19 protein-coding genes are annotated in these 19548 nt (G+C 71.6%); 5 read left to right on the forward strand and 14 right to left on the reverse strand.

Features of this window, described 5'->3' with window-relative positions:
* Positions 1 to 4 precede the first annotated feature (4 nt).
* The 3 genes from H9I49_RS08560 to H9I49_RS08570 all read right to left on the reverse strand — a co-directional run bounded on the left by H9I49_RS08560 (position 5) and on the right by H9I49_RS08570 (position 3992).
* Positions 5 to 1453 carry an ABC transporter permease gene (locus H9I49_RS08560; RefSeq protein WP_370587489.1) on the reverse strand — a complete coding sequence of 483 codons (1449 nt, stop codon included), beginning with the start codon at positions 1451 to 1453 and terminating at the stop codon, positions 5 to 7.
* A 128-nt stretch (positions 1454 to 1581) separates the two neighbouring features.
* Positions 1582 to 2622 carry an extracellular solute-binding protein gene (locus H9I49_RS08565; RefSeq protein ID WP_188029929.1) on the reverse strand — a complete coding sequence of 347 codons (1041 nt, stop codon included), beginning with the start codon at positions 2620 to 2622 and terminating at the stop codon, positions 1582 to 1584.
* 143 nt (positions 2623 to 2765) lie between these two features.
* Positions 2766 to 3992 (reverse strand): MFS transporter, encoded by a 1227-nt coding sequence (locus H9I49_RS08570; protein ID WP_370587490.1) that lies wholly within the window; start codon positions 3990 to 3992, stop codon positions 2766 to 2768.
* Between the two features lie 129 nt (positions 3993 to 4121).
* Here H9I49_RS08570 and H9I49_RS08575 point away from each other — a divergent pair, with 129 nt between their 5' ends.
* Positions 4122 to 4676 (forward strand): type II toxin-antitoxin system PemK/MazF family toxin, encoded by a 555-nt coding sequence (locus H9I49_RS08575; protein WP_188029931.1) that lies wholly within the window; start codon positions 4122 to 4124, stop codon positions 4674 to 4676.
* 81 nt (positions 4677 to 4757) lie between these two features.
* Here the strand turns inward: H9I49_RS08575 and rpsT are convergent, their stop codons facing one another.
* A complete protein-coding gene (gene rpsT / locus H9I49_RS08580) occupies positions 4758 to 5018 on the reverse strand; it encodes a 30S ribosomal protein S20 (RefSeq protein WP_188029932.1) in 261 nt (86 codons plus the stop codon).
* Between the two features lie 272 nt (positions 5019 to 5290).
* Complete coding sequence (gene holA / locus H9I49_RS08585) at positions 5291 to 6250, reverse strand: DNA polymerase III subunit delta (RefSeq protein ID WP_188029933.1); 960 nt, start codon at positions 6248 to 6250, stop codon at positions 5291 to 5293.
* A 65-nt stretch (positions 6251 to 6315) separates the two neighbouring features.
* On the opposite strand from holA, the gene H9I49_RS08590 reads away from it, so the two are divergent.
* Positions 6316 to 7305 (forward strand): prohibitin family protein, encoded by a 990-nt coding sequence (locus tag H9I49_RS08590; RefSeq protein ID WP_188029934.1) that lies wholly within the window; start codon positions 6316 to 6318, stop codon positions 7303 to 7305.
* Positions 7306 to 7334: 29 nt separating this feature from the next.
* Here the strand turns inward: H9I49_RS08590 and H9I49_RS08595 are convergent, their stop codons facing one another.
* Together H9I49_RS08595 and H9I49_RS08600 are read right to left on the reverse strand one after the other, a co-directional pair.
* Positions 7335 to 9575: an ATP-dependent DNA helicase gene (locus tag H9I49_RS08595; RefSeq protein WP_188029935.1), complete on the reverse strand. Its 2241-nt coding sequence runs from the start codon at positions 9573 to 9575 to the stop codon at positions 7335 to 7337.
* Positions 9576 to 9643: 68 nt separating this feature from the next.
* Positions 9644 to 10306 (reverse strand): TetR/AcrR family transcriptional regulator, encoded by a 663-nt coding sequence (locus H9I49_RS08600; protein WP_188029936.1) that lies wholly within the window; start codon positions 10304 to 10306, stop codon positions 9644 to 9646.
* 82 nt (positions 10307 to 10388) lie between these two features.
* On the opposite strand from H9I49_RS08600, the gene H9I49_RS08605 reads away from it, so the two are divergent.
* Complete coding sequence (locus H9I49_RS08605) at positions 10389 to 10976, forward strand: maleylpyruvate isomerase family mycothiol-dependent enzyme (protein ID WP_188029937.1); 588 nt, start codon at positions 10389 to 10391, stop codon at positions 10974 to 10976.
* A gap of 46 nt (positions 10977 to 11022) precedes the next feature.
* On the opposite strand, the gene H9I49_RS08610 is transcribed toward H9I49_RS08605, so the two are convergent.
* The 3 genes from H9I49_RS08610 to hflX all read right to left on the reverse strand — a co-directional run bounded on the left by H9I49_RS08610 (position 11023) and on the right by hflX (position 13847).
* The gene (locus tag H9I49_RS08610; RefSeq protein ID WP_188029938.1) at positions 11023 to 12117 is read right to left on the reverse strand and encodes a GNAT family N-acetyltransferase; all 1095 of its coding nucleotides are present in this window, start codon (positions 12115 to 12117) and stop codon (positions 11023 to 11025) included.
* Entirely contained in the window at positions 12114 to 12269 is a 156-nt protein-coding gene (locus H9I49_RS08615) for a hypothetical protein (protein WP_188029939.1), read from the reverse strand. The genes H9I49_RS08610 and H9I49_RS08615 overlap by 4 nt, the downstream gene beginning before the upstream one ends.
* A gap of 72 nt (positions 12270 to 12341) precedes the next feature.
* Positions 12342 to 13847, reverse strand: coding sequence for a GTPase HflX (hflX, locus tag H9I49_RS08620; RefSeq protein ID WP_188029940.1), 1506 nt, complete (start codon positions 13845 to 13847; stop codon positions 12342 to 12344).
* Between the two features lie 131 nt (positions 13848 to 13978).
* On the opposite strand from hflX, the gene H9I49_RS08625 reads away from it, so the two are divergent.
* Together H9I49_RS08625 and H9I49_RS08630 are read left to right on the forward strand one after the other, a co-directional pair.
* The gene (locus H9I49_RS08625; RefSeq protein WP_188029941.1) at positions 13979 to 14590 is read left to right on the forward strand and encodes a class I SAM-dependent methyltransferase; all 612 of its coding nucleotides are present in this window, start codon (positions 13979 to 13981) and stop codon (positions 14588 to 14590) included.
* Positions 14583 to 15413, forward strand: coding sequence for a nucleotidyltransferase domain-containing protein (locus tag H9I49_RS08630; protein WP_188029942.1), 831 nt, complete (start codon positions 14583 to 14585; stop codon positions 15411 to 15413). The genes H9I49_RS08625 and H9I49_RS08630 overlap by 8 nt, the downstream gene beginning before the upstream one ends.
* Here H9I49_RS08630 and dapF read toward each other — a convergent pair.
* From dapF to miaB, 4 genes are all read right to left on the reverse strand, one after another.
* The gene (gene dapF, locus H9I49_RS08635; protein WP_188029943.1) at positions 15353 to 16204 is read right to left on the reverse strand and encodes a diaminopimelate epimerase; all 852 of its coding nucleotides are present in this window, start codon (positions 16202 to 16204) and stop codon (positions 15353 to 15355) included. The genes H9I49_RS08630 and dapF overlap by 61 nt on opposite strands.
* Position 16205: 1 nt before the next feature.
* Positions 16206 to 17171, reverse strand: coding sequence for a tRNA (adenosine(37)-N6)-dimethylallyltransferase MiaA (gene miaA, locus H9I49_RS08640; protein WP_370587491.1), 966 nt, complete (start codon positions 17169 to 17171; stop codon positions 16206 to 16208).
* A gap of 53 nt (positions 17172 to 17224) precedes the next feature.
* A complete protein-coding gene (gene def / locus H9I49_RS08645; RefSeq protein WP_188029944.1) occupies positions 17225 to 17836 on the reverse strand; it encodes a peptide deformylase in 612 nt (203 codons plus the stop codon).
* A 153-nt stretch (positions 17837 to 17989) separates the two neighbouring features.
* Entirely contained in the window at positions 17990 to 19546 is a 1557-nt protein-coding gene (gene miaB, locus H9I49_RS08650) for a tRNA (N6-isopentenyl adenosine(37)-C2)-methylthiotransferase MiaB (protein ID WP_188029945.1), read from the reverse strand.
* Positions 19547 to 19548: the final 2 nt, after the last annotated feature.

Genomic DNA, 19548 nt, shown 5'->3' on the forward strand with positions numbered 1-19548 from the left:
CCATTCACAGGTCCTCCGTCGCAGCCAAACGGCCCTGCGCGTGCATGAGCCAGAGCGTCGGCGCGACGGCGAGCACGACGAGGGCCAGTGCATAGGGGGCGGCGGCGGCGTACGCGGCGACGCCGGTCTCGGTCCAGAGACTCGTGGCGAGCGTGTTGGCACCCGTGGGCCGCAGCAGGAGCGTCGCCGGCAGCTCCTTCATGATCGTGAGGACGACGAGGGCCGTGCCGGCGGCGATGCCCGGCGCAGCGAGCGGCAGCGTGACCCGTCGCAGGACGTCGAGCGGGCTGCTGCCGAGCGACCGGGCCACCTCCTCGACGCGGGGCGAGCTCATGGCGACGGCCGCTCGCACGGCCCCGACGCCCGCTGGGAGGAAGAGGACGGCATACGCGATGAGCAGGAGCGGTGTGCGCTGGTAGATCGGTTGGGCGACGCGCACGCCGAAGAACACCAGCGCCAGTGCGACGACGATGCCCGGTAGCGCGTGCCCGGCCCAGGCCGCGAGCTCGATCGCCGACGACGTGCGGGAACGGTACCGCGCGACGAGGACGCCGACCGGCACCGCGAGCGCCATCGTCACGAGGGCACCGAGCACCGCGAACAGGATCGTCGTGCCTGCGCTGGTCACCAGCCGCCCGGCGTCGATGCCCGCCGACAGCCCCGTGGCGAACCAGTAGAGCAGGGAGGCGACCGGGAAGACGAGGGCGAGCCCCAGCACCGCGAGCACGGCCACCGACGAGAAGGCGGCGGCCCAGCGGCCAAGACGGATCCGGTCGCTGCGACGCGAGACGCCGGACCCGATGCGGGCCTGCTCGAGACCGCGACGGGAGCGGCGCTCCCCCAGGGCGATGAGCACGGTGAGGACGACGAGGAGCAGCGAGAGGACCGCGGCCGGAGTGCGGTCGAAGCTCGCGCGGTACGACGTGTGGATGGCGCGGGTGAAGACGTCGTACTGCAGCAGGGACACGGCACCGAAGTCGCTCAGTGTGTACAGCGCGACGAGCAGAGCACCCGAGGCAGCGGCGGGCCAGGTCTGGCGGACCGTGACCGACCAGAAGGTGCGCCACGGGCCTCTGCCGAGACTGCGCGCCACCTCCTCCTGCGCCGGGTCGACGCCGCGCATCGCGGCCGCGACGGGCAGCAGGACGTACGGGTAGGTGCACAGCGTCAGCACGATCGCCGCACCGACGAAACCCCGTGCCCACGGCACGGCGGCGATCCACGCGAACGCCGCGACGTAGCTCGGGACCGCGAGCGGCAACGCGGCGAGCGCCCCGACCCAGCGCCGCCCGGGCAGCGACGTGCGAGTCACCAGCGCCGCCACCCCGACACCGATGACGAGACACAGACCGGTGACGACCACGACGAGCCCGAGACTCCGGCCGACGAGCTCGATGGTGCTGGGCCGCAGGAGGATCCGTCCGACGCGGTCACCCGCCTCGACGGCGCGCACCACGAGGTAGCCGAGTGGCAGCAGCGCGAGGAGTGCCCCCGCGAGAGCGGGGACGACGAGCCACGCCGGTGGCCGGCCGCCGGTGCGTGCGGTCCGGTCCGCCGTGCGCGCGCGGACGGACGTGAGGGTCAGCTGAGTCCGACCTCGTCGAGCAGCTCGAGCGTCTTGTCGAGGGACTCGAGGCGGTTGAGGTCGAGCGCGAGCCCGTCGAGCTCCTTCAGCGGGGGTAGGTCGCTCGGCACCTCTGCGCCCTCGACGACGGGGTACTCGAAGGTCTTCGAGGCGAAGTAGGCCTGCGCCTTCGGGCCGAGAAGATACTCGACAGCCTTGAGGGCGGCGGCCTTCTGGTCGGTGCCCTTGAGGATGCCGACCCCTGCGACGTTGATCAGGGCACCCGGGTCGTCGCCGTGGAGGAAGTGCAGCTTGGACGTCACGGCAGCCGCGCCCTTCTCGGCGACCCGCTCGTACCAGTAGTAGTGGTTGATGAGCGCCAGGGCGACCTCGCCCTTCTCGACACCGTCGAGGGCGACGATGTTGTTGTCGTACGCCTTCGGCTCGTTGGCTTTGAACTTCTCGAGCCATGCCTTGGCCTGGTCCTCGCCACGCGTGACCCGCAGGGTCGTCACGAACGCCTGCCACGACGCGTTGGTCGGTGCGAAGCCGACGCGACCCTTGTACTTCGGGTCGAGCACGGCATCGATCGTCGTCATCTGCTCGACCTCGGGCGCCTTCCGCGGGTCGTAGGCGATGACGCGCGCCCGGGCCGAGGTGCCGACCCAGCGGTTGCTCTTGTCGGCGAAGCCGTCCTGGACCTTGCCCACGACGGAAGCATCGAGCGGGTCGAGTCGCCCGGCGGCCGCGAGGGCACCGAGCGCGCCGGCGTCCTGGCTGAAGAAGAGGTCGGCCTGCGTGCCGTCGCCCTCCTCGAGCAGCTGGGCGGCGAGCTCTGCGGAGGTCGCGTAGCGGACGCCTACCTTGACGCCGGTCTCCTTCGCGAGGTCGTCGAGCAGGCCCTTGACGAGCGTCTCGTTGCGGCCGCTGTAGATGACGAGGTCGGCGCCCTCGGTCTTGTCGACGACGGTGCTGCCGTCACCACAGCCGGTGAGGGCCAGCACGGCCGCGGCGGTGAGGGCGGAGACAAGAAGGGGCAGGCGGCGGCGACGGTTCACCAGAGCTCCGTGGGTCGGTCGGTCGGTGGTCAAGGCGGACCGGTGTCGTGGTGCAGGTGTGAGTTGCGCCGACCTCGGTCCCCTTAGGCAAGGCTCACCTTATTTGAGACCCGGGGTGCCGACAAATCCCAACGACGGACCTCTCAGGCGCCGGAGGTCGCGCAGACCCGCTGTGTCGACCGGTCCGGCTGGACGCCGCCGGTCCCCCGCCGCTCCAGGACGGCCGAGGCCACCGCGACCCCGACCCCGAGCACGGCGAGCCCTGCGCCGACGAGGCTCGGCGCGCCGTAGCCCCACCCGGCCGCGAGCACGATCGAACCGAGCCACGCGCCGAGGGCGTTGGCGGTGTTGAGCGTCGAGTGGTTGAGCGCCGCCGCGAGGGACTGCCCCTCGCGGGCGACGTCCATCAGGCGCGTCTGCAGCAGCGGGACGACGATCGAGGGCAAGAGGCCGAGCACGAACACGAGGACGAACGCGAGCCACAGCGTGCGGGCCGCCGTGCCGAAGACGGCGAGCAGCACCGCGATGAGGCCCAGCGAGACGATGATGCCCTTGAGGACGCCGACCCGGTTCGCCACGCGCCCGCTGAGCACCATGCCGGACACCATGCCGATGCCGTATGCCGCGAGGACCCACGGGATGTAGCGATCCTCGAGGCCTGCGAGCTCGGTCATGGTCGGCGTGATGTAGGAGTACATCGCGAACATGCCCCCGAAGCCGACGGTCCCGATGAGCAGGGCGAGCCACACCTGGCCACGGCGCAGGGCCCGCATCTCCGAGCGCATCGACTCGTGACCGCTCGGCGGCTGGTGCGGCAGCCAGATCGCGATGGCCGCGACCGTGGCGGCGGCGACGAGGCCGACGAGCACGTAGGGCAGGTGCCACGAGAACCGCTGTCCGAGGAGCGTGGCGACCGGCACCCCGACGACGTTGGCGACGCCGAGGCCGCCGAGGATGGCGGCCACGGCGGACGTGCGGCGCTGGTGCGACACGAGGGAGGCCGCGACGACCGAACCGATCCCGAAGAAGGCCCCGTGCGGCACACCGGCGAGGAAGCGGGCGGCCATGACGGTCGGGTAGGTGTCGGCGGCGAGGATGGCGAGGTGGGCGAGCGCGAAGAAGGCCATGAGGCCCATGAGCAGGCCCTTGCGCGGCGCCTTCGCCGCCACGACTGCGATGAGCGGCGCCCCGACGACGACGCCCAGCGCGTACGCCGACACGTAGTGTCCCGACGTCGCGATGTCGACCCCCGTGCCCTCGGCGATCTGGGGCAGCAGGCCCATCGTCACGAACTCGGTGGTGCCGATCGCGAAGCCGCCCAGGGCGAGGGCCAGGATGGCGAGGGTGGTGCGTCTGGCGGCGGGGCTCACGAGGTGTTCTCCGGGTTCCATCGATGTCGGCGTGGGGGGCGCTGGCTGCGCCGAGGTGGCGTGGTGCGGATCGCCGTCGACCCGGTCTCGGACGACAACGGTAACGGTGCCCCGACTACGGTGATTCCCATGTCCACCACCTTCGAGCGCCTCGTCGGCCGGCTGCGTGGTCTCGTGCGCGGCGCGTCGAGCCCGGCCCCGCCGTCGGCACCGTCCCCGCGCACTGTCCCCGGGCGGGTCCCGACCCGCCGTGGCGCGGGCGCGGGCGGTGGCACGGCATACCCGGGTGACGTGACGACGCTGCCCGACACCACGTACGCGCCGCAGCCCGACGGACGGCCCGACCCGGGCGAGATCGTGTGGACCTGGGTGCCCTACGAGGAGGACCACAACCGCGGCAAGGACCGCCCCGTGCTCATCGTCGGCCGTGACGGCGGCTGGCTCGTCGGCCTCCCGCTCACGAGCAAGGACCACGACCTCGATGCGACGCAGGAGCGCCGTTCGGGACGTGAGTGGGTCGACATCGGCTCGGGTTCGTGGGACCGGCAGGGCAGGCCGAGCGAGGTGCGGGTCAACCGGCTCGTGCGGGTCGACCCCGACGGGGTGCGTCGAGAGGGCGCAGTGCTGGGGCGGGAGCGCTACGACGAGGTCATCGCCGCGGCCCGCGCCCTCCACGGGCACTGAGCCCGCGCCCGTGCGCTCCGAGACGCAGAGCGGGCCCGCCACCGCGAGGTGACGGGCCCGCTCACGCGAGAGGTGGGTGCGTCAGAGCGACGCGACCTTCTTGGCCATGGCCGACTTCTTGTTGGCGGCCTGGTTCTGGTGGATGACACCCTTGGAGACAGCCTTGTCGAGCTTCTTCGAGGCGGTCTTGAGGGCGTCGGCGGCCGCGTCCTTGTCGCCGGAGGCGGTGGCCTCGCGGACCTTTCGGACCCAGGTGCGGAGCTCGCTCTTGACGGCCTTGTTGCGCTCGGTGCGCGTCTGGTTCGTCTTGATGCGCTTGAGCTGCGACTTGATGTTTGCCACGTGTGTTCTTTCGTTCGGTCGGATGGTTGCCGTTAGAGGGCGGCAAAGCTGCTCGGGACCGGGCGTGGGGACACCCTGCGTGAGCGGCTCTGGATGGTGCTGCATGCGCGCACGACCTGAGCGCGCACGCGAAGGTCAAAGTTACCAGCGGGTGGCACCCGCGACCAAACCGGCCGTACGCCGCCCGGACCCTGGCCCGGCCCCCTCTCGTGCCGGGACCCCCGGTGGATCCGGTGGCCGTTCAAGGCCCGCCGACCAGCGCGGCGAGGACGTCAGCGCGCCGCCCGCGCGCGGGACACGGTCAGGATCGCCCGCTCGACGGCATACACCGGGTCGCGACTCCCGCCCTTGACCTCGAAGTCGGCCGCGGCGACCGCCTGGACGGCGACGGCCAGACCGTCGGCGCTCCAGTGTCCGACCGCGCGGCGGGCCTTGTCGATCTGCCACGGCGCCATGCCGAGGGACTTGGCGAGCTGCGCCGAGCTGCCTCGGCCGGCCGCGCCCACCTTGATCAGCTGACGCAGCTGCGACGCGATGACGGCGACGATCGGGACGGGGTCGACGCCCGTCGCGATGGCATGACGCAGCAGGCGCAACGCCTCTCCGGACTGGCCGGCGATCGTCGCGTCGGCGACCCGGAAGCCCGTGGCCTCGACCTTGCCGCCGTGGTAGGTGTCGACGACGGCGTCGTCGACGGTGCCCTCGGTGTCCGAGACGAGCTGCGAACACGCGGCCGCCAGCTCACGCAGGTCCTTGCCCACCGCCTCGATGAGGGCCCGGACGCCCTCACTGGTGATCTTGCGCCGGGCCGCGGCGAACTCCTTCATGACGAAGTCGGTCTTGTCGCGGTCGGACTTCACCGCCGGGCACTCGATGACGCGGGCACCGGCCTTCTTCATCGTGTCGAGGACCTTCTTGCCCTTCATGCCACCACCGTGGGAGACCACGAGGCTGACGTCGGGGTCGGGCGTCGCGAGGAGGGAGAGCAGGTCGAGCTGGAGCTCGTCCGGCGACTCGTGCAGGTCGGGCACGACGATGCACTTCGCGCCGCCGAAGAGGGACGGGCTGGCGTGCAGCTGCAGGGCACCGGACTCGTAGGTCGCGGGGGCGATGCGGATGACCTCGGAGTCTGCCTGCCGGGCGGCGGTGACCACCGCCGAGACCGCGCGCTCGACGAGCACGTCCTCGGGGCCGGTCACGAGCACGAGGGGCGGAACGGCCGGGTCGGTCATGGCGTCAACTGTGCCATGCGGGCCCGACAGCCGCGCCCGCCCCGTCCCCGTCGGAAGTGAAGGTCATGTTCGCCCTCGTCCTCTCCGTCCTGCTCGTCGTCGCCGGCCTCGTCCTGTTGCGCCTCAAGGACCACCCGAAGAAGCTCAGCCGCTGGGCCGTCGTCCCGTTCGGCATCGCCGTGGTCCTCGTCGCGGGCGCCTCCTACTTCCGGCTCGACGCGGGCGAGGCCGCCGTGACGAAGACCTTCGGCACCGTCGGCGACGAGGCGATCAGCGCCACCGGCATCCACCTCAAGGCCCCGTGGCAGGACCTCATCACGTTCGACATCCGCAACCAGACGATCTCGTTCGACGAGGACGGCGGCCGCGTCTCGACCGTCACGAGCGACAACGCGACCGTCGCGTACGACGTGACGATCCGCTACTCGCTCAACCCCGGCAAGCTGCCGGAGATCATCCGCCAGTACCCCGACCAGGACACCTTCATCGCCCGGGCCGTGCTGCCCGGCGTCTCCTCGGTGACGAGGGACGCACCGACCACCTTCACTGCGGCGACGGTCCGCCAGTCGCGCGCGTTGCTCGCTCAGCGCATCACCGAAGGCCTCGAGAAGCGCCTCGGCGAGGTCGGCGTCACGGTCGAGCAGGTCGACCCGCGGGCGATCACTCTCGACCAGAACGTGCAGGCCAACTACGACAAGGTGCAGAGCTCCCTCGCCAACGCCGAGGCCGCGAAGGCGGACCTCCAGACGGCCCTCGCCAAGGCCGAGATCACGAAGACCGAGGCCCAGGCGACCTCCGACGCCGACCAGATCATCCGCTGCGGTGCGACGTCCACGCAGGTCAAGGAGGTCATCAACGGCAAGGAGGTGACGGCGGTCAAGGTCGTGCCCGTCACGTCCGACAAGTGCCAGAACCGCCTCAACGAACAGGTCCTCATGAGCAAGTACATCGACATGCTCCGCGAGCACGGCGACTCGCTCATCGTCGTCCCGCAGGGCACCGAGAACCTGCTCCAGCTCCCGGCCGTCCCGGGCTCGCCCTCGAAGTCCCAGTAGCCCCGCACAGCGCGTCGGACGCGGGGCTGTCAGTCGAAGAGCGCGCCCGAGGCGAGCCTGAGACCGAGCTGCTCCACGCGGGCCGCGATGGTCTCCTCGGGCAGCTCGAAGTGCTCGACGAGCTCTTCGAGCTGCATGCCGGACTCGGCAGCATCGCGCAGCTCCTCGTCCTGCTCGTCGGTCCATGCGTGCCCGGACGTCACGGCACTGCGTGACGATGCCGTGACCGGCGGGGGGCCTGCGACCGGCCGAGGGTGCTCGGTGCCGTCGGCATCGGCACGTGCACCGGTGAGGGAGCGCAGCGCCGGCTCCTCGACGGCGACGGGCGGCGGGGCCGTGGAGTCGAGGCGCGCGAGCGCCGCCAGCACCATCGCCTTGTCGGTCGTCGGGTAGAAGGGCGGCAGCGAGCGCTGGAGGAACCCGGCATACCGCGCCGTCATCATCCGTGAGTCGAGGAACGCCACGACGCCACGGTCGTCCGCTCGGCGCACGAGCCGTCCGGCGCCCTGGGCGAGCCGCAGCGCGGCATGGGTGGCGGAGACCGCCATGAAGCCGTTGCCGCCCATGCGCGCGATGGCCTGAGAGCGCGCGGACGCGAGCGGGTCGTCGGGCCTTGGGAAGGGGATGCGGTCGATGATGACGAGCTGGCACGACGACCCCGGCACGTCGACGCCCTGCCACAGGGTGAGCGTGCCGAACAGACAGGTCCGGGGCTCACGCGCGAACTGGCGCACGAGCGTCGTGATCTGGTCCTCGCCCTGGCACAGCACGGGGATGTCGTCGCCGAACCTGGCGCGCATGATCTCGGCCGCCGTCTGGGCCGCGCGAGTCGAGGAGAAGAGACCGAGCGTGCGGCCGCCGGCCGCACGGACGAGCTGCTCGATCTCGTCGAGTGTGTCGTCGCCCGCACCGTCGCGCCCGGGCGGTGGCAGGTGCGCGGCGACGTAGGCGATGGCCTGCTTCGGGTAGTCGAAGGGGCTCCCGACGTCGAGGCCGTGCCACGCGGGTGCGCCGTCGCCGCGCAGGCCGATCGTCCCGGCGACGGCATCGAAGGTGCCGCCCAGCTCGAGCGTCGCCGAGGTGAGGACAACCGTGCGCTCCTCGAACACCTTGTCGCGCACGAGCATCGCGACGCTCATCGGGGCGACGCGCAGCACCGGCCCGCGCCGGGGGTCACGGTTGAGCCAGACGACGTCGAGCTCGCGCTCCTCGAGGATGCGTTCGGCGTTCTCGTGGACCTCGTCGACGGCCGCGCGCGCGACCTGGCGGGCGCCGTCGGCCTCCTGTCCGGGTGGCGGCTTGAGGTCGCTCTGGACGGTGCGGGCCGTGTCGCGCACGCGCGCCAGGGCGAGGCCGACCGAGTCGGGGACGCCGAGCATCCGCCCTTCCTCGATCGGCTCGAGCGCGGCCGCGAGCAGCTCTCCCGCCTCGTCGAGGGCTGCGGTGTTCTCGGACATGCGGCCGGCTCTCTTGGCGGCCGTCATGACCATGGAGCCGGTGAGCTCATCGGTGATGGTCGCGGTCACGCGGTCGACGAGCTCGTGCGCCTCGTCGACGACGAGGACGTCGTGCTCGGGCAGCATCTGGCGACCCTCGAACGAGTCGATGGCCATGAAGGAGTGGTTGGTGACGATGACGTCGACGTCCTTGGCCGCCTCGCGGGCGCGTTCGACGAAGCACTCGCTGACGAGCGGGCACTTGCCGCCCATGCACTCGTGCGCGGACACGGACACCTGTCGCCAGGCTCGCTCGGAGACGCCCGGCACGAGCTCGTCCCGGTCGCCGGACCCGGTGGTCGACGCCCACTCGCGCAGCCGCACCACCTCCTGGCCGAGCCGGCCGACCGACGCGTCGACCTGCCCGACGGACAACAGCCCGTCCTCCTCGTCGGGGAAGCCGCCCTCGAGCTTGTTGAGGCAGACGTAGTTGCGGCGTCCCTTGACGAGGGCGTAGGTGGGGCGGCGACCGAGTACGGGGGCGAGTGCATCGGCGACGCGTGGCATGTCGCGGTCGACGATCTGCGCCTGGAGGGCGAGCGTGGCCGTCGCCACGACGGCCGGCTTGCCGGCCTCGAACGCGTGCGCGACCGCAGGTACGAGATAGGCGAGCGACTTGCCGGTGCCCGTGCCGGCCTGCACGAGGAGGTGCTCGTCTGCCTCGATGGCCCTGGCGACGGCCTTGGCCATCTCGATCTGCCCGGGCCGCTCGACGCCACCGACTCCCGACACCGCAGCGTGGAGGAGGTCGTCGAGCGCGGGTCGCTGGGCCATTGGGTCAGGGTATGCCGCAGCACCCACGGCGCGTGCCACCTGTCCCCGGCGTCTGCTCGACTCGGCTGTCAGTGGCTGCGGTCCCAGCGTTCCCGCAGCTCGGCGCTCGTCGGAGGCGGCACGTCGGGCAGCGGCGTGCCACCGGACCGAAGGCCGTCGAGATGGAGGGCGAGGTAGCGCCGGCGGAGCTCGCGGGTGCGCGCGTGGTCGTCCACGCGTACGGCGGTCAGCTGCTCCAGGAGCATGGGGACGTCAGCGGAGCCCACGTCGGAGCGAAGGTCGCCGGACTCGTGGGCCCGTCGCACGATGGCCTCTACGAGAGTGCCGCCGCGCCCTGCCAGTGCGCGGAGCTCGTCGGTGGAGGTGAAGGTGCCGGCGAGGCGCACGGTCAGGGCGTGCACGTCCGCGTCGACGACGGCACGCAGGAACGTCTCGAAGGCCTGCCAGGCATCCCCCTCGTCGGACGTGGCCTGCTCGGCGAGCGCCACGAACTGACGGAGTCCGTCGCCGCACACGTGCTGGAGCAGCTCGTCGCGACCGGCATACCTGCGGTAGAGGCCGCCGACACCCACCCCGGCAGCGTGGGCGACGGTCGCCATAGACGCGGTCGGGTCACGCAGGAGCACCGCGCGGGCGGCTTCGAGGATCGCCTCGTCGTTGCGGGCGGCCTCGGCCTGGCGTCCTCGGCGGGGGCGGTCGGAGTGGACGGGCGGGACCTCCTCGGCAGGCATGGCTCGACGGTAGCACTTGATCGGAATGCAGCGTTCCGATAGCCTGTAACGGAACGCTTCATTCCGATAGAAAGGCGCGATCATGCAGACCACCTCGTCGACCTGGACGATCCTCGACTCGGCGCACGCCGCCCTGCGCTCCGCGGTGGCCGGCGTGGACGACTGGTCGCGCCCCACGCCGTGCGAAGCGTGGACCGTCGCGCAGGTCCTCCAGCACGCCGCAGGCGACCAGCAGGCGTACGCCGCGACCCTCGGTGAGGGCGCATTCCCCTCGTACGACCCGTTCGCGCCCTCGGGGGCCTTCGACGGCGACGCACTCGAGCTGATCGAGCCGCCCCTTGCCGCAGCGTCGCTGGCGTTCTCGCGGATCGCAGCCGACGCCCCCGCCGTCGCCGTGCCACTTCCCCAGGGTTCGCTCACGGCACCGATCGCGGTCGGAGCAGCCGCCCTCGACGCCGGTGTGCACGCGTGGGACATCGCCGTCGCGACGGGTCAGCCGTCGCCGATCGACGACGAGCTGGCGACGCGGCTGCACGCGGTTGCCCTCGTCATCGTCGAGCCGCTGCGCGGGTTCGCCTACGCCGACGTCCTCCGAGGCGACGACGCGGGCGCGCTCGGGACGCTGTTGCGCTACCTCGGCCGCGACCCGCACTGGGCTCCCTCGCTCTGAGTCGTGGTCGACCAGGTGCCCTCGGCGATCTAGTGAGCTGTCGCGATCAGGCGCGCTCCCTGGCGATATTGCCCTTCGGGCGCAGTGGTCCCCCGTCGACGCGACGGGCCATCGCGACGTCGTCGCGGTAGTCCGTCGCGCTGAGGCGAAGGCCCCGAGGGACGCGTCCGACCTCGGCCCACCCCGCGCGCGCGTAGAAGTCACCGAGACCGAGCCCATCGCGGTAGTCGAGGCGCAGCAGCTCCACCCAGGGCAAGTCCTGACGCGCGATCGCGACCATGCCGCCGAGCAGGATCCGCCCGAGGTTGCGGCCGTGTGCGGCGGGGTCGACCATGAGGCGCTTGAGCCCGGCCACGTGGGTGTACGGGAAACCCCGCGAGTGCTCCCAGAACCCGAACCCGCGCAGCTTGCCGCCCGGGCCCCGCAGCAGGCACAGAAGGGACCGGTCGGCCCGGACGTCGTCCAGGTGAGTCTCGAGCGCCGTCGCGACCTGGTCGCGCGGCGCCTCCGGCAGGAAGCCGACGGAGCCGCCCGCGTCGTTCACGTCGACCCAGAGGCCCAGCAGGGCGTCACGCAGAGGGCTGTCGATGGTCTCCGGTTTCGCCACCCCCACGGTCGGCGCCTCGAAGTACGCCATCGGCTCGCCGTCCGGCTCATCCTTGAGCAGTCGCGTGCCCACCTGGGTGAGGCCGGCCGCCGCGGCGGTGCGCAGCGATGCCTCGTTGACGGTGTCGACCATCGCCGTCACGAGGGCCTTCGGGCGGTGCTCGGCGGCCCAGGCGACAACGGCGCGGGAGATCTCACGACCCAACCCCACACCGAGCCGGTCGTGGGCCAGACGGTAGTACAGGTTCAGGGCAGAGGCGTCAGAATCCTTGTGACGCAGGCCCGCCCATCCGATGACCTCACCCGCGGCGCGGTCGATGACGGCGGCATACCCAAGGTTGTGCTGCTCCCAGTCGCTGAGGTCGTCGGCGAGCCGCTGTCCACAGCGCTCTGGGGTCGGCATGCTGGCCGGCGAGTGGGCGTACGTGCGCGGGTCGGTGTGCAGCCGCACATAGGCGTCGAGGTCATCGGGGCGAGGACGACGCAGCACAACGCGGTCGCACGTGACCCAGACCTCCGAGTCGGCGTCGCTCACGGGGCCTGTCGCTCGGGTGCGCGGGTCTCGCAGACGGCGAGCGGCGCGCCGTCGCAGCAGGGCTCGATGTAGAGGCACTTCGGGCAACGGTTGTGCGCCTGCTCGGCGTACATCTGGGTGCCGCAGTAGGGGCACGGGATCTCGAGGGCCATGCCTTCATCCTCCCTGACGCCGAAGACGCCCGGCAGGTGACCCGCCGGGCGTCTCGCGTGCTGCCTGTACCGTCAGCTGGCGATGACGACGTATGCCGTGAGGTCGGCCTCGATGGTCGGCGTGACCTTCGCGCGCACCCGGGTGCCGTCGGCGACGTGCTCGCTCTCGAGGATCTCGGCCTCGTCGTGCAGACGCGAGATGAGGTCGCCGCGGTCGTACGGCACGAGCACCTCGACCTCGATGTCCGGCTTGGGCAGCTCCTGGTCGATGAGGACGCGCAGCTCGTCGAGCCCGGCGCCGGTGCGGGCCGAGACGGTGACGCAGTGCCTCTCGTGGCGGCGCAGCCGGTCGAGCACCTCCGGGTCGGCGATGTCGGCCTTGTTGATGACGATGATCTCTTTGATCTGGTCCCCGCCGACCTCGGCGAGTACCTCACGGACGGCCGTGATCTGGCCCTCGGGATCGGGGTGCGAGCCGTCGACGACGTGCAGGAGCAGGTCGGAGTCGGCCACCTCCTCGAGCGTCGAGCGGAACGCCTCGACGAGCTGGTGCGGCAGGCTGCGCACGAAACCGACGGTGTCGGCGAGCGTGTAGACGCGGCCGTCCTCGGTCTCGGTGCGCCGCACCGTCGGGTCGAGGGTGGCGAAGAGCTGGTTCTCGACGAGCACGCCGGCGCCGGTCAGGCGGTTGAGCAGCGAGCTCTTGCCGGCATTCGTGTAGCCGGCGATCGCGACCGACGGCACGCCGCCGACGCGGCGCGACTGACGACGCGTGTCGCGGCTCGTCTTCATGCCCTTGATGTCGCGGCGCAGCTTGGCGATCTTCGTGTTGATGCGGCGACGGTCGAGCTCGATCTTCGTCTCACCGGGTCCGCGGGATCCGATGCCCTCACCGCCGGCGACACGGCCACCGGCCTGCCGGGACATCGACTCACCCCAACCGCGCAGGCGCGGCAGGAGGTACTGGAGCTGGGCCAGCTCGACCTGGGCGCGGCCCTCGCGGCTCTTGGCGTGCTGGGCGAAGATGTCGAGGATCAGCGCGGTGCGGTCGATGACCTTGACCTTGACGACGTCCTCGAGAGCACGGCGCTGGCTGGGGGCGAGCTCGCCGTCGCAGATGACGGTGTCGGCGCCCTCGGCCACGACGATGTCGCGCAGCTCGAGCGCCTTGCCCTTGCCGAGCCACGTCGCGGGGTCGGGGCGCTGGCGACGCTGGATGACGCCCTCGAGCACCGTCGAACCGGCCGTCTCGGCGAGCGCTGCCAGCTCACGGATGGAGTTCTCCGCGTCGGTGGCGGTGCCCTCGGTCCAGACGCCGGCCAGCACGACCCGCTCGAGGCGCAGCTGGCGGTACTCGACCTCGGTGATGTCCTCGAGCTCGGTCGAGAGGCCCTGCACGCGACGGAGCGCGGCGCGCTCCTCGCGGTCGAGCTGCTCGCCGTCGTAGAGGGGGTATGCCGTCTCGTCGGTCTCGTCGAGCCCCGCAGCCAGCGCGTGGGCGCGGGTGGCGAAAAGGTCGCGCTCGCGGTCTGCGCCGCGAGCTGTGTCGCTGGGGTGGTTCGTGTGGTTGCTCGTCATGTTCTCCCTATGGTCCCACCCCTACAACGCCACGAGCCACTCGTTTGTGCCCGAAAGCCGGCCCTCGAGGTGTCCGCTAGGCGCGACGGTGCCGGACACCTCGCGAGCTGCGGGCCGATACGGTGGCGGTGATGAGCGAGCCGACCGACCACTACTTCAGCGCCGAGCCGGCCACGCCGGAGGAACGCCGCACGATCGAGGTCACCCTCGAAGGGCATCAGCTGACCCTGACGACGGCGCGTGGCGTCTACTCCCCCGACCGGCTCGATCCGGGAACGGCCGTGCTCCTCTCGCGAGCACCGGACCCGAGCGCCACGGGCCACCTGCTCGACATCGGTTGCGGCTGGGGCCCGATCTCGATCGCGCTCGCCCTCCGCTCCCCCGCCGCCCGGGTCTGGGGCGTCGATGTCAACCGTCGCTCCGTCGAGCTGGCGCGCGCCAACGCCCTGGCCTCAGGAGTGAGCACGGCCACCTTCTGCGAGCCCGACGACGTCCCCGACGACGTGCGCTTCGCGACGATCTGGTCCAACCCCCCGATCCACGTGGGCAAGGCCGCGCTGCACGGCATCCTCGGGCGGTGGCTCCCCCGGCTCACCGCCGACGGCGCCGCGTATCTCGTCGTGCAGAAGCACCTCGGCTCCGACTCGCTCCAGAAGTGGATCAACGCGCAGGACTGGGGGCTGAGGTGCACGCGCCTGTCGTCGGCCAAGGCGTTCCGCATCCTCGAGGTGCGCCGTGCCTGACGTCGGGACCGCCGTGGAGGACTCGCGCGCCCTCGTCGCCCTGTGGTTCCCCGAGGCCCGAGCGGCGTGGCTCGGTGGCAGCGTCATCCTCGGGCAGGACACGCCCGGCTCCGACCTCGACGTGACGGTGCTGCTCGCCGGCCCGCCGGCGCCGTTCCGGGACTCGAGGCGCTACCGCGGGTGGCCCGTCGAGCTCTTCGTCCACACGGAGACCTCGCTCGACTTCTACGTCCGGCGCGACGCGAGGAGCGGACGGCCGACGATGCCTCGCCTCGTCGGCCGCTCCGAGGTGCTCGTCGACACCGACGGTTCGGGCCGGCAGTGGCAGGCGACGGCACGGGCCCTGCTGTCCGCGGGTCCGCCGCGGCTCGCCGGTGACGACCTCGCGTCCCTCAGGTATGCCGTCACGGACGCGATGGACGACGTGACCCACGCGCATGACGCCCACGAGCGGCTCGTCACCGCCACGATGCTCGCCGACGAGGCTGCACGCCTGCTCCTGCACGGGGCCGGGCACTGGTGGGGTCGCGGCAAGTGGGTGGTCCGCGAGCTCGCCGATCTCGACACGCGCGACGGCAGCGACTGGCGCGCGCGCCACGAGCAGGGGCTCGTCACGGCGGCGGGCGGCGACGTGTCACTGCTCCTCGCCTTCGCCGACGACGTGCTCGCGCTGCACGGCGGCCCGCTCTTCGAGGGTCACCGCCTCGCCGGCACCGATCCCGCGACCGACGCCGACGAGGTCTCCGGGCAGCGTGCGAGGAGTCAGAGCGGGAAGTCCCCGTCGGCGACGAGAGCCGCCGGGCCGGCGAGCTCGACGCGCTGACCGGGCAGGGGCGTCACGGTGAGGCGGCCGCCCGGCACGTCGACTGTCCACGGCGAGTCGTCCTCCACGCCGGACCAGAAGCGGGTCGCGAGTGCCGCGGCCGCGGCACCCGTGCCACATGACCGGGTCTCGCCGACGCCCCGCTCGTGCACGCGCATGGCGATGTGGCCCGCACCGACTGCACGCACGAACTCGACGTTCGCGCCGTCGGCGGCCTCGGGGTGCAGCTGCGGCGCCTCGCCGAGGTCGAGGTTCTCGAGGGTGATGCCCTCGGGCAGCATGACGACGGCGTGGGGGTTGCCGAGGTCGAGAGAGAGTGCCGGCACGGGCTTGCCGTGACGCGGCTTCACCATGACGTCGAAGCCGTCACGACGGGCTCCCTCCTCGTCGACGAGCCGCCACGGACCGAGGTCGACGGCATATCCGTCCTCGACGACGCGGACGGTCTTGACGCCCGCACGGGTGGCGATGGCGAACGTCGACCCGAACGCGAGACCCTCGCGGCGAAGGTACTCGGCGAAGACGCGCGTGCCGTTGCCGCACATCTGCGCGAGCGACCCGTCCGCGTTGCGGTAGTCCATGAACCACTCCGCCTCGTCGGCCTGCGCCCGCACGAGGTCGTCGGTGGCGTGGGCGGTGCGCACGACACGGATGACGCCGTCGGCGCCGAGACCAGCGTGCCGGTCGGCGATGCGCTGCACCTGGGCGGGCGTGAGCTCGAGCGAGCCCTCGAGGTCGGGCACGAGGACGAAGTCGTTCTCCGTGCCGTGGCCCTTCGTGAAGCGCGTCATGTCAGCCATTCTCCGGTATGCCGTGTCGCGCGGTGACATCCGCCCCGCGCACCGCGTCGAGGGCCCGGTCGAGCATGTCGTCCGCGAGGGCGTCGAGCCAGACGATGCGCGGGTCGGGACGGAACCAGGACTCCTGCCGACGCGCGTAGCGACGGGTGGCCTGCGCGGTCTCGCTGCGCGCCTGGTGCTCGTCGAGAAGGCCGTCGATCACCGCGATGGCCTGGTTGTAGCCGATCGCCCGGCTCGCCGTCACGCCGTCGCGCAGGCCCGCGCCGAGTAGCCGCTCCGTCTCGGCGCGCAGACCGGCGTCCCACATCCGATCGACGCGATGCACGATGCGCGCGTCGAGAACGTCCCGGTCCACCCTGAGCCCGAGGACCACTGCCGGAGAGACGAACTCACGTTTGGGCATTGACGCGCTGAACGGTCGCCCGGTGACCTCGACCACCTCGAGGGCGCGCACGACACGTCGGACGTTGGCCGGCAGGATCACTGCCGCGGCCTGTGGGTCGACCGCGCGCAGCCGCTCGTGCAGCGCCGCGGGGCCGATGACCTCGGCCTCGGCCTCGAGTTGGCGGCGCAGCTCCGGGTCGGTGGGCGGGATCTCGAGCCGGTCGAGCGCAGCGCGCACGTAGAGGCCGGATCCGCCGACGAGCACGGGACGGTGGCCCCGCGCCGCGATGGCGGCGAAGTCGTCGCGTGCCGCGGCCTGGTAGGCGGCCACGCTCGCCTCCTGCGTCACGTCGAGCACGTCGAGCTCGTGGTGGGTGATCCCCCGTCGCTCGGCGATGGGCAGCTTGGCCGTGCCGATGTCCATGCCTCGGTAGAACTGCATCGCGTCGGCGTTGACGACCTCACCGGTCAGACGCTCGGCGAGGTCCAGCGCGAGGTCGGACTTGCCCGTTGCCGTCGCCCCGACGACGGCGACGATCGGCAGGACAGCCGACGCGAGCGGCTCAGCGCTCACGGCAGGACCACGGCACGTGGGAGGGGGACGTCGCCGACAGTCGCCGCCGCCACTCAGCCGACGAGCTCGTCGGCGTGCTCGTCACTGTCGTCATCGTGGCCGAAGGGGTCGCGATCCACACCCGGGAGCCACGAGCTGCCGGGCTTGCCCCAGCCGTTGCGCTTGACCGCCTTGCGGGCCTTCTTCGACTGCCGTTCGTCGAGCCGGTCGACGTAGAGCGTGCCGTTGAGGTGGTCGTACTCGTGCTGCATGCAGCGGGCGAACCACCCGGTTGCGTCGAACTCGACGCGCATGCCGTCGACGTCGACCCCCACGACATGGGCGCGTTCGGCGCGCTTGAGCGGGAAGGCCTCGCCGGGCACCGACAGGCATCCCTCGGTCTCCTCGTCCGGGTTGGGCCGCTCCTGCGGGACCTTCGAGGTGGTCACCGTCGGGTTGATGACATGCCCCTGCTCCGGCACGCCGTCCTCGTTGGCCATCCTCCAGATGAAGACTCGCAGCCCGACGCCGATCTGCGGGGCGGCCAGCCCCACCCCGTTGGCGGCGACGTTGGTCTCGTACATGTCGTCGACGAGTGTGCGCAGGTCGTCGTCGAACTGCGTCACGAGGGCGGCGGCCCGGTGCAGCACAGGCTCACCGGAGATGACGATGGGGCGCACGGTCATGCGACAAGTCAAGCACGACGGGCATCGCGGGCCCGAATCGCCCACCCTCCCAGCACCGAACGCGGCGTTCGGTCTCGAACTCGGTGTTCCACCAGCGCGTTCGGGCCCGGCCCGGGCGTTCGGTTCGAAGCAGCGGGGCAGGTCGACGCGTCATCAGTGCGCGGCGCAGGCCGGGGGCGCGGGCGCCGACTGGGTCGGGCGGCCGATGGAGGGCATGCCGAGGCTGACGGCCGGCTTGCCGGTACCCTGCGGTGCGTCCTGGAGCGCGGACCACGCGGCACCGCCGGGAGTGCGCCGGACGGCGTACGTGCCACCCTCGACACCGGAGTCGGCGACGAGGTGGTGCGGGGCGCCGTAGGTGACCCGCACCGTGACCACATCGCCGGGGCGGGGGACGTCAGCCCCCTGCGGCACCGCGAAGTGGACGAGTCGGTTGTCGCGGGCCCGACCCGACAGGCGCTTCGTCTCGGAGTCCTTGCGCCCCTCGGACGGGGCGACCAGCACCTCGACCTCGCGGCCCTCGAGCGCCCGGTTCTCGGCCCAGCTGACCTCCTCCTGGACGGCGATGAGCCGGTCGAAACGCTCCTGGACGACGGACTTGGGGACCTGCTCGTCCATCGTGGCGGCGGGCGTGCCGGGGCGGATGGAGTACTGGAAGGTGAAGGCGCTCGAGAAGCGGGACTCGCGCACGACGTCGAGAGTGCCCTGGAAGTCCTCCTCGGTCTCGCCCGGGAAGCCGACGATGATGTCGGTCGTGATCGCCGCGTCGGGGATGTGCTTGCGGACGTTCTCGATGATGCCGAGGAACTTCGCACTGCGGTACGAGCGGCGCATGTCCTTGAGGACCTTGTCGGAGCCCGACTGCAGGGGCATGTGCAGGCTCGGCATGACGTTCGGGGTCTGCGCCATCGCGAGGATGACGTCATCGGTGAAGGCGGCCGGGTGGGGGCTGGTGAACCGGACGCGCTCGAGACCCTCGATCTCACCACAGGCGCGCAGCAGCTTGCCGAAGGCGAGGCGGTCGCCGAACTCGACACCGTAGGTGTTGACGTTCTGGCCGAGCAGGGTCACCTCGACGACACCCTGGGCCACGAGAGCCTCGATCTCGGCGAGGATCTCACCCGGCCGGCGGTCCTGCTCCTTGCCCCGCAGGCTCGGCACGATGCAGAACGTGCAGGTGTTGTTGCAGCCGACGGAGATCGAGACCCACGCGCTGTAGGCGGAGTCGCGGCGAGTCGGCAGGGTGGACGGAAAGACCTCGAGGCTCTCGAGGATCTCGACCTCGGCGCGCTTGTTGTGCGCGGCGCGGTCGAGCAGGGCCGGCAGGGAGCCGATGTTGTGCGTGCCGAAGACGACGTCGACCCAAGGCGCCCGCTGGACGATCGCGCCACGGTCCTTCTGCGCCATGCAGCCACCGACGGCGATCTGCATGTCTGGGTTCTTCTGCTTCGCCGGGCGGAGCTGGCCGAGGTTGCCGTAGAGCTTGTTGTCGGCGTTCTCGCGCACGGCACAGGTGTTGAAGACCACGACGTCGGCGACATCGGGTCGCTCCCCTGCCGGCAGGCTGGCGAGGTCGACGTAGCCTGCTGTCTCGAGCAGGCCCGCGAGGCGTTCACTGTCGTGGACGTTCATCTGGCACCCATGGGTGCGCACGTCGTACGTCCTGCGCCCGGCGGCGGTGGGCATCTGCGCGGAGTTCTGCGTTGTCATGG

The organism is Terrabacter sp. MAHUQ-38, from assembly GCF_014518425.1.
In the GTDB taxonomy this organism is placed as follows: Bacteria; Actinomycetota; Actinomycetes; order Actinomycetales; family Dermatophilaceae; genus Terrabacter.